This window comes from Pseudonocardia sp. (assembly GCF_050250275.1).
Classification (GTDB): Bacteria; Actinomycetota; Actinomycetes; order Mycobacteriales; family Pseudonocardiaceae; genus Pseudonocardia.
Window position 1 is genome coordinate 126,930 of the sequence record NZ_JBFWOY010000020.1, and the last position, 10,373, is coordinate 137,302.

At 60.8% G+C, this 10,373-nt stretch carries 9 protein-coding genes; 1 reads left to right on the forward strand and 8 read right to left on the reverse strand.

Translation table 11 applies throughout. The annotated features are described in order from the left end of the window. Nucleotides 1–76: 76 nt before the first annotated feature. Nucleotides 77–280 (forward strand): hypothetical protein, encoded by a 204-nt coding sequence (locus AB7F12_RS19075; protein WP_428516679.1) that lies wholly within the window; start codon nucleotides 77–79, stop codon nucleotides 278–280. A 285-nt stretch (nucleotides 281–565) separates the two neighbouring features. Here AB7F12_RS19075 and AB7F12_RS19080 read toward each other — a convergent pair whose 3' ends face one another. The 8 genes from AB7F12_RS19080 to AB7F12_RS19115 all read right to left on the reverse strand — a co-directional run. Further along, entirely contained in the window at nucleotides 566–811 is a 246-nt protein-coding gene (locus AB7F12_RS19080) for a hypothetical protein (RefSeq protein ID WP_428516680.1), read from the reverse strand. Next, entirely contained in the window at nucleotides 771–1,442 is a 672-nt protein-coding gene (locus AB7F12_RS19085; protein ID WP_428516682.1) for a hypothetical protein, read from the reverse strand. Before AB7F12_RS19085 ends, AB7F12_RS19080 begins: the two co-directional genes overlap by 41 nt. Nucleotides 1,443–2,093: 651 nt before the next feature. Next, the gene (locus AB7F12_RS19090; protein ID WP_428516684.1) at nucleotides 2,094–2,483 is read right to left on the reverse strand and encodes a hypothetical protein; all 390 of its coding nucleotides are present in this window, start codon (nucleotides 2,481–2,483) and stop codon (nucleotides 2,094–2,096) included. Between the two features lie 279 nt (nucleotides 2,484–2,762). Then, the gene (locus AB7F12_RS19095; protein WP_428516686.1) at nucleotides 2,763–3,008 is read right to left on the reverse strand and encodes a hypothetical protein; all 246 of its coding nucleotides are present in this window, start codon (nucleotides 3,006–3,008) and stop codon (nucleotides 2,763–2,765) included. Beyond that, a complete protein-coding gene (locus AB7F12_RS19100; RefSeq protein ID WP_428516688.1) occupies nucleotides 3,005–3,880 on the reverse strand; it encodes a hypothetical protein in 876 nt (291 codons plus the stop codon). Before AB7F12_RS19100 ends, AB7F12_RS19095 begins: the two co-directional genes overlap by 4 nt. Nucleotides 3,881–4,318: 438 nt before the next feature. Further along, a complete protein-coding gene (locus AB7F12_RS19105) occupies nucleotides 4,319–8,590 on the reverse strand; it encodes a phage tail tape measure protein (RefSeq protein ID WP_428516690.1) in 4,272 nt (1,423 codons plus the stop codon). Between the two features lies 1 nt (nucleotide 8,591). Beyond that, entirely contained in the window at nucleotides 8,592–8,873 is a 282-nt protein-coding gene (locus AB7F12_RS19110) for a hypothetical protein (protein WP_428516692.1), read from the reverse strand. Between the two features lie 397 nt (nucleotides 8,874–9,270). After that, on the reverse strand, nucleotides 9,271–10,373 hold a 1,103-nt coding region (locus AB7F12_RS19115), incomplete at its 5' end, for a DNA primase family protein (RefSeq protein ID WP_428516693.1).

Here is a 10,373-nt window from a genome sequence, read left to right on the forward strand (position 1 = left end):
CGCGCGTGGCGACACGCTCTCCACGTAACGCGCTTCTGTGCGGAACCCCGACCTGCAACCAACGGAAAGGCAACACGTGATCATCACCGACAGCAGTGACCTTGAGACCCGCGGCTCCCGCGTCTATGTGGACGGGAGCGAGGTCGCCGACCACGCGGAGTGCGGAACCTGCTTGCGCACCATGGTCGTCCCGGTCGACATGCTCACTGACGACCCCGACGTTGACGACGTGATCGTTGAAGCGGTGTACGCGCTGCACGAGGAACAGTGCGCTAGCTAGACCCCTTCAACACAAAGAACCCCACCAGCTCGCGGGAATCGAGCTGGTGGGGTTCTCTGTTGGAGCGGACACCCCCGAATCAACGCTCCGGGAGCAAGTGTGTCAGGTCAGTCGGCGTACCGGACGCTGTCGACGTCGTGTCGCTCGAACATGGATGACTCGTGTTCCCCGTGAATCCACCGTCCGTCAGACGTCTGCTGAAAGCCCCGCACGCCGGGGAACTCCTGTTCCCGTCCGTTCGCGAACGTCACCACGACTGTTCTGAGCTGCGTGTCACTAGTCATGTCAGTACCCCCGTGCGTTGCGGACATCCAGCCACTCTGTGAGCGGGAGCGTGTCGCTCGGTTCCCCGTAGAGAGCTGCACGCTTCCCCGCTGCGTAGACAACCATGATTTCCGTCGGAGCGTGCTCACCTGCGCTCACACACACCGCTTCACGCTCCGTGAGGTAGTCGGTAGCGGGGATGGGGAGCTGTACCCGCTCCACCCCGTCAGCGGTCAGGATGTGCGCGGGAACCTCGCTGAGCTTCATCCTCTGATGGTAGACCGCTATAGGCACCAAACGCCGGCGGCACTTCCCAGTGCCTCAGGTAGAACTGACGGAATGGAAGCTCGCTGCCATCGGGACTAACTAGGTATTTCGCGAGCATCACGTCTAACTCTTGTAGCTGGTCGAGATTCAGTTCAACTAATGGAGCTAGACCCCAGCGCATCCACATTCGACCCACGGAGTCGGCGAAGATGATCCCGGCAACGGATTTCGGGATGCCCTTGTTGTCGAATTCGACATCTCCATCGATCGGATAGGAACGCTCTCCCGGTGGCAAGACGTCTACGTCGACCCGTCCGTAAGGGTGGTTTGCATACGTCATCGCGAACAACTGGACGCTCAATGCAGGAACGTCGGACGCGTTGCGGACAACGTATTTCGCCCCGTTCCACCCGTCACCTTCGATCCACACCGCAATCTTCGATGCTTGCTCCGCTCGCTTGTCCAGTTCAAGTTCCCGAAGCTGTTTACCCTGCCGGCGGAAACTCCCAAAGGCGAAGACGCCACCTACAGTTGCGACTATGACACCAGCTAGCGCGAACCATGCAGAGAGCTGCGTCCCGATGGGACCCCAGTCCGCTCCGAGCGTTGCAGTCACTTGACCCGTGATCACCGTGCGACTCTACCGGGTGAACGCAGAAATCCTCCGTCAGCTCGTGAAGTTGCGTCAGCTCTGACCGGCGGCACGCGCACGGTGGTCCGCGAGCATCTGCGACGCCAGGTGAGGACCCGTGTAGAGGTTGAGATGGTTCATGATGCACGTGCGACAACGCCGCACATCATCCGCAGCAACCTCAAGCGGGAAGTCGCTCAGGTGCGGCTGAGCGACGTAGTCACCCAGCTTGTACCCGGGACACATGTAAACCCAGTGATCACCCTTTTGGAGCTGGAAGTCTTCATCTACTTCGTCAGCGTTGTACTTAGTCAATTGAATCCCTAATCATTTAACGGAATAGTAAGCACTTTTGACCATTTGACGGCGTCGCACAGAAAAACTGCCTTGCCCGCGGCGTGGTGAATTTCGGGGTGCCAGGGGGTTCCCCCCACCCCCACCTGCTTCTTCGCGCGAGAGACGAGTCAACAATGCATTCAATGATCGAATGTATTGCATTTGCATGAACGGTTCACGAATGCATTGTTGACTCTGTCAATTGCTATTGGTCGCGTGTGTACTTAGTGATCATGTGTCGCTCTACCTGTGCACCTCGCACGCTCGCGAGTAGCGAACCGACAGCAGCACCGAGCACCAGAGCGAGCAGCAGCGTCATGCTGCTGCGCTCGTCACGTGCACCGAGAAGGGACGTACGTGCACCTCAGCCGGCACGAGCATGCTGACCTCACGGTTGGTGAGTGCGAGACCCGACGCGGTGGAGCTGGTCAGCTCGTACCCGTACTCCGGGTGCTGGACGCTGCGTACCCCCACACCTCCGGTGGAGATGGAGGTCAAGCAGCGAGCTACCACCTGCACCGCTACCGCGACGACAGCACCGAGCGACAGCAGACCATCCGCAATCCACGTGTCGATCAGCGGGAGACGTGAGCGGATCAGCGCGGACACGTCGTCACACAGCGCTTCGACCTGACGTAGCTCGTCGTCCGCGTACTCGACACCAAGTCGCACAGCGACTTGCAACGGTGTCACGAGCGGACTCACCAGCCACACCCGCCGCCGGGGAGGCTGGTCGCGTGCGAGCCGCTGACCCGCCGCGGGTGATCCGGAGCCGCCGGCATCCCGGTCACTCGTCCTCCCACCGGATCACGACACCCGGGTCTCGCCTACCCGCAATTCCCTGTGCGACAGACACCATGCTCGCGTGGCTCAATCGTCCAGCAGCGAGAAGCTGTTGCAGCTCGTCAGCCGACAGCGCGAACTCCCCGACAATCTCATCCACCTGATCGTTGCCGGTGGGAGCTGCGACCTGGTGCACCCCGCTCATCGCTGGTTGTTCTTCCGGTACAGCTCGCGACCCTTGTCGACCGTGCTGCGGGGAGCCACGGGGTTACCGTTGCCGGCAGCCTGACCCGGGTTGAACGCGAACCGGGGAGGAAGGTCACCCGTCTTCTCCTGTAACCGCTCAGCCTGCGCGCGAAGCTCCACCTCATCGGAGCCGCTCAGCAACACCCTGTCTTCCGCGCGGATGCTGTACTCGTCGGCGATCTTGTCGCGCAGCTCGCTCACTTGCCACCCCGCAGCGCGCTACGGATGTCGTCAGTGCTGAGCGGGGGGATCAGCGTCCCGTTGTCGTCGAACCTGCGGGTACCCATCTCGCCGGGCGAGACGACCTCAACTGCTTCAAACGGGAGCGTCGAGAGCCACAGCATGAACCGCTCATTGATCACCGGATCGTCGCTGTAGAACTCGGTGCGACCGCTGCGAGCGTTCACGGTGACCGCGCTCGGCTCAAGGTCGAACGGAACAGTTCCGACGCTGACACGAGTCTTCGTCTGCCAGCGCCGCACCCAACCGCTCAGGTCGTGGATCAGGTAGCCCTTCGCTTCCGCCGCAGTGCTGAACTCGCCGGATGCGTCCAGAACCTTCGCGTGAACATCACGGAGCTGCACGTACTCACGCGCCAGGATACGGAGCTTGTTCCACTCGTCGGTGACTCCCAGGTCAATAGCCTGATTCGCGTCAGCGACGATACCGAGAGCACCGCGCACATCTTGCAGGGCGTCATAGATGCGGCGCATCTCAGCGCCGACAACCGCAAGAGCCTCGTCGGCACCCGCGGACCAGGCTTCTTCCTCCAACGTCTTCGCAGCGTTGCTCCGCTTCAAGGCGTCCAAGTGATCGGACAGAAGCGTCCGCGCTTCCTCGCGGCGCCGGTCGTCAAGGTGCTTCTGGTAGAGGTCAAGCATCTCAGCGGGACCGAACTCGGGATCGTTGTCGACAGCCGCTGCGTGGATGAGACCGTACGCCCCGTCAAGCTCAGGAACTCGCGGACCGAGGGACGCCACATACCTGTCCGCAGACTGGACGAGCGCTGCAAAGCGGTCAGCGGTTTCAATGCCAGGGAGCGCCGCGCGAACCTTATCGTGAATCGTGCTCAATCGTTTACACCTTTCTCGGTGTCAATATCGGCAGGAAGCGAGTGCTCCGCTTCCACCTGTACAACTGCTTCAATCACAGCGTCTTTGAGAAACCTGCTGTGCGACTTGCTCACGGTCTCCGCTGCGCGGGTAACGCGTGCAGCGAGCCGGCGTGTCATCCAAACGCGGACGCTCTTACCGCTCACGTGCTGTTGTGCACGCGGATCACGGAAACGTCTAGCTCGTTGCGCACCGCGGCTGCGATGAACTCAGCCACCGTCTGCCGGCGGTACCGCGCCTCAACGCGAACCTGTCGGTACAGATTCCGCGCAATCTTTACGCTCATTGCATTGTCTCCTGATACCGGCGACGAGCGGGTGAACCTCGCGCTCACCCCTGCTCGACGCCCCTACTTCTACAACGATCGGGAAGAAGCCTCAGCCGCCCACGAAGCGCAGATCAGGTGCCGAACGCACCCAACTGACTGAGCGTGCGAAGCTCACGTGTAAGCGTCGCGGATGCGCGCTCAGCGATAGGGTTGTGAACCGTCTGCTGCACCAGCACGTCACCGCGTGAGGTCACAGCGCTGACGATCCGGTCAATCTGCGAATCAGTGAAGCCACTGCCGCCGGTGTTTCGGAACCTCGCAGCGAGAGAACTGGCGACCTGCGTCCGAATCGACTGAGCGAAACCACCGTCAGCGAAGTTCCGCGTGAGTCCGTAGCCGAACCGTCGTGCGGTCTCTTCAAGGATCGCGAGCGACCTGTGAGACCCGTCAATCGGGATGTAGCTCTCGTCATCCTTGAGACGATCACCGACAACGCGCCACGTGTTCGGAGGAACCACCTGCGCGATTGGAGACATGGGACGCAGCTTCTTACCGCGAATCCCACCGTGAGCCATCGCTTCAACGATTCCACCAGTTGCATTGACCTTAATGGAACCGGTTGTCTTGCCGCCCGGAAGCGATGCACCGACGGTGATCACATTGATAGTGTGCGTGGAACTAGTCGGCTGCTTCAACTTCGCAATGACGCTCGACACCAAGTCTTTGGCTGCAAGCGTGATCGTGCCCGTCGAACCGTCCGCATACTGAACCGAAGCGGTGATCTTCCCGTTTACGGGAGTTTGGTTCGCGTCAATCGTGACGACACCAGTCGACCCGTTCGCAAACTGAACGGACGCGGTGATCTTACCGTCGACCGGCGCTTTGTTGCCGTCGATCGTGACTACACCAGTTTGACCGTTCGCAAACTGAACAGTCGCGCTGACCTTCCCGTTCGCAAGCTCAGGATTCGCGTCAATAAGAATCTTGCCGACCTTAGTCCCGATCAACGCGAGGAACGCGTCAAGCTTCCCCGAAGCTTCATCGGTGGTCGCGGTGATCTTGACCGTTCCATCCTTCATGTGCTCGACCTTGAACCCGAAAGACTCAAGCTTTGCTTGAGCTTCCTCGGTGATCGAACGGACGGTGACGCTCTTATCCTTAGGAAGCTTCCCGATTTGAGCATCGAGAGTGACCAGCTCCGCAGTCACGCCGGTCGCGTTCGTGCGGAAAGTGGTTTCCGCAGCAGCCGGGATCAGACCGATTTGATTCGCGAGAGCTTCCGCAGCTTCACGGCTACCGAGAGCGGCAGCAGCTTGCTCCACGAAAGCATCACGTGACTTCTGCATCGCGTCACGAGCTGATGCGGCACCCGCTTCAATCGACTGAGTCGCCTTGAATGAGTCCTCACCAGCCTTCTGGGCGCTCTTTCCAGCCGCGGCAGTGAGGTCAGAGAGCATCTGAATCACGGGAGCAGTTGCAGTCGCCCCGTCCTTCAGGGTGTCAAACGCGTGGTTCTCACCCAGCAACTTGAGCGCGTTATCAAACGTTGCAGCAGCAGCAGCGTTGTCACGCGCAGCCTTGCTCATCTCCGCGAAACCACCCGCGGACGCACCGAGTTGCGCGCCTACCTCACCGATCGGACCGACAATCTTTTCAAGCTCTTGCCGCAGATACTTCGCGCCGTCGCCAGACGCACCCTGCATCTCCGCAAACTTCTGGAAAGCTTGTTCATTACCGATCGCCGCATCAGCGAGCAGGTCGATCGACCCTCCCGCGTCCTTGTACGACTGGATCAGTCCGCCGTTCCAAAGGTCGCTGGTTTGCAAAACCTGAACAGCTTGCGTGTGAAGCGTGCCGTTGATCGACTCAAGTGCAGCCTGGTTGCCGGTTGTCGCGTCAACCCACGTTTTTGAGTCAATCCCCAGCTTCGCAATAGCGGTGCTGAGGGAAGTTGTCCCATCCTTGAGCTTCGTGTTCGTCAGCTCTTGAGCTTGAATCGCGCGAGTCGCATCGGTCGCCGCACCAGTTACTTGGTTCAGCGAACCCTTGAGGTTGTCAAGCTTCTGCTGGTGTTCCGCAGCCGCTTGAGCTGCATCACGCTGCTTGCCAGCGAAGATGCTGACAGCAATTCCCGCCGCTACAAGTGCTGCACCCCACGGACCACCGAGCGCACCGAGCAGACCCGACACACCACGCGCGAGACCCGTGCCCATCGCAGCACCGGCACCCGCGACGACACCCGTGAAGCGGGTGACTGCACCCGCCGCCGTACCCAGCGTCGACGGGAGGTTGCGGAACCCCTCCGTTACGGCTGACGGGATCGCCTTCAAGGATGCGACCGCGGTCGTCCCCGCAGACGTCACCGACGTCCGGAGCGAGCTGAGTGCCGACGCAGTTTGAGTCGGAAGCGTCTTCATCGTCGCGACGAACCCACTCACCGCACTAGCCGCCCCTGTGCGCAGGGAGCTCAAAGCGGACACCGTCTGCGCCGGGAGCGTCTTGATCGACGCGACCGCGGAGGTCACCCCGGAACGCACAGACGTAGCAGCCGACTGCACTGCCTGCGGGAGCTTCGCGACACTCGCAACAGCGGAGGTCACCGCGCCACTGACAGCCGGCGCCAACCCCGACACCGCAGAGTTGACCCGGGTGAAGCTCTGACCCATCGCAGCGAGCGTCGGAGCGAGCTTGCTCCCACGAGACTCCAACACCGCAACCGCAGCGCCATATCGCGACAGCGACTGACCAGCTTGAGCAGCGAGCGCAGTCTGCACCCGCATGTGACCTGCGAAGCTCGTGATCCCGGTAGCCGCACGCAACGCGTTCGGACCCACCGTCGCCAACCCGCGACCGACACCGCTAATCGCATTCGCAGCGGGAGTGCCAACCAGCGGCACACCGCGCAACGCCGCCATGAGCCCACCCAAGATCGCGGGACCCACCTTGAGCGCGAGCAACGCGAACGCAGCAGTCTGGATCGGACCAGGGAGAGCAGCGAACCCCTTCAACAGCCCACCGATGAGCGAGCCGATCGGAACCAGCAGACCGGACAGCAGCCGCAGCGCGTCACTGATGATCCCGAAGCTGCGACCCACCGCAGCAAGCACCGAGTCGTTGCGGTTCAGGGAATCCATGACTGAGCGGATGCCGGACGCGACCGGCTCCGCAGCACGCTTCACGTTCTCCAGAACGCTCTGGAAGTCCTGCCACGCATCCTTGGCACCCTGAACGATCGACGCGATACCGCCACCAGATGCGCCCTTGAGAAGCGACCCATCCAACAGCGAGTTCAGACCATCGACACCGCGAGTCGCAGCACGAACCAGAGATTCAAGCGGACCGTCGATCAACTCATACAGTTGAATCTGAGCGGTCTCGACGTTGCTCTTGAAGCCTTCCATGGCTCCACCGAGTCCCTGCATCTTGCTTGCAGCGACTTGAGCGGCACCACCCTGCTTACCGACAGCCTCACGCATCGCGTCGAAAGCGGGAGCACCCTGCGAAGCAAGAGCAACAATCGCAGCGAGCGGCTCGCGTCCAAACGCCGTCGCCGCCGCGGAAGCGAATTGCTCGTCGGTCATCCTCGCCTGAGCAGCCGACAGTTGGTCGATCACCGACCGGAAGCCGACGAACTTCCCTTGCGAGTCGAACGCTTGGATACCGAGTTCAGTGATTGCTTTAGCGGCTTGCTTCGACGGAGAAGCAAGGGAAACAAGCATCCCCCGCAGCGACGTACCCGCAGTGTCAGCCTTGATACCCGAGTTCGCGAGCAAACCGATAGCAGTTGAGGTGTCTTCGATCGACACCTTCATGCCGGACGCGACAGGTCCGACATACTTCATTGCAAGAGCAATGTCTTCGATGGAACCCGAAGCAGCATTGGCGGTATTCGCTAATGTGTCTGCGACGCGACCTGCTTCACCGGCGGCTAGACCGAATTGATTCAGTGCTTCGACTTGGATTTCTGCGGCTCGCGCGCCCTCAATCTGAGCGGCGCCAGCGAGCTGCAAAGTGCCTTGAGCAGCCTGCATCGCCTGGTCAACGGAAAGCCCGCCCTTGGCTAGCTCAAGCATTGCGGCAGCCGCGTCCGCTGCAGAGACACCGCTCAGGGTGAGGTCAGACCCGAGTTCCTTCGCGCGGGTACCGACCTCGCTCATCTTCGATGCGCTAGCACCGGAGACCGCACCAATCTCGTTGAGCGTCCCCTGATACTCGTTACCGATAGCGATTACATCAGCGAGACCAGCACCCGCGATCGCAGCAGCAGCCGCGATAGCGAGTCCGATACCCTTCGACGCCTGCTCAGCGCCGCCAGCCGCCCCTTCAACACCTGACCGGAGCTTGCTCTCAAAGTCCCCCATGTCGGGGACGACAGCGATTTCAATGATGCCGCCGGCAGCCAAGTCAGCTCGCCTCTTCCGGGAGCAAACCTGCGATAATCAACACGCGACGAGCGATATACTCCCCTTGAATCACCGGATACCGATTGATCAGATCGCGCAGAATCGGAGCACGGTCCTCCAGCACGACCAATGCGAAGACGGCGAGGTCGTTGTCTTCAAATGAGAAATTTCGAGCCATCTCGCGCTCATGAGGTGCGAGGTCGCGGCGGATTAAGAACGTCTCGCCACCGAGCGACACAGGCTCAGGGTCGAGGGTCGGGAGGTTGTCTGCGAGGTCGATCAACGTGCACCTGCTATTCAGTTGTGGATCAGGGGGAGAGTCACCCCGCACCCGTTAGCTAGTCCGGATGCGGGATGACAGAGTCAGTTAGACGCGAGGCGTGACGGTTGCACTCGATACATCGAATGCGTGCACTCGATAATCTGCGATCCGCAGAGCTGTGACCTGCATGAACTCGATGCAGTCGATGCAGTCGATAATTTAGGCACCTTGCTCTACGCGTACTAGTAGCTGTAGCAGTGTCTCTGTAGCTACTGCTTCACCTACTACATACTTTCCTCAGATTATCGAATATATCGAATACATCGACTGCGGAGGACATAACCGCAGGTCACAGCTCCGCGGGGTGCATTCGATAGTTCGCGAGCCGCACTCGATGTCGGGTACATCGAATGCAGGGTTACGCGAGCTTGCGGAGACCGGAGACTCCCTTGACGGTTCCGCGACCCCCATTAGCTCGCGGGAGGCTGTCGACTTCCGCAACACCCTCACTACCGACAACCGCGAGCACCCGCTTCCGCATAGTGCGGAGGGTGATCGTAGGTGCGGTCACGTTGTCGCGACGCCACTCGGTATAGGTGTTCAACAGCTCGCCTGTGAGCACTGTGTCCGAGGGGTTCCGGGTGACTTCATACGTGTCGCGAATGAACTGGAGCAGTGGGTCACTGTCCTCGCGAGCCGACTCGGTCGCGTGCTGCACCTGAGCCGGCATCTCAAGACCTTCCTCGATGTACCCGCGGAGACCGTCGAGCAGCCAGTTGAGAACCCCCGGGAGTTCGTTCTCCGCGATGCGACGCTCAAGACCTGTGTCTTCGCGACCTTCGAAGCTCACGGTGAAGGGGACTTCGCGGTACCGCATCCAGAATGCGGTCTCACCGTCGGGAACCGCCGGCTTGTGGTTGGACGTCATCACGAGCGTGTGGGTCGGCGCGAAGGTTGATTCGTCCTGATACATGTAGCGTCCGGTGATGTCGTCACCGCCGGTGAGGCTCTTGACCGCTGCGACGTCCCACTTGCTATCGCGGTCTAGTTCCTGAGCGAGACAGACGCGGCGACCTTTGAAGCTCATCAGCTCCGTCTTGTGGTCCTCCTTGCCGCCTTGCAGCAGGATTCCCTTTGACACGGTGGTCGCGTAGTCACCGAGCACCTTCGACACGAGCTTGACCAGGACACCCTTTCCGTTGCGCCCCGTGCCGGTGAAGACTGCGAACACCTGGTGCTTCGCGTCTCCGCGCAGCGACATCCCTAGAAGCTTCTGCGTGTACCACCGCGTCTCATCGTCGGGGAGCACGGAACGGATGAACTCGTGGAACTCAGGTGCTTGCGCGTCTGCGTCATAGCTGGTTCCCGCACTCTTGGTGAGCATGTCTGCGGGGTCGGCGGGACGAAAGGTGACGTCACTGAGGTCAAGTGTTCCGTTGGTGACGTTGAGCAGCAGGGGGTTCCGGTCGAAGTCGTCTCTGCTTCGGGTGACTTCGGGGAACGTGCGGAGAACGCGGGTGA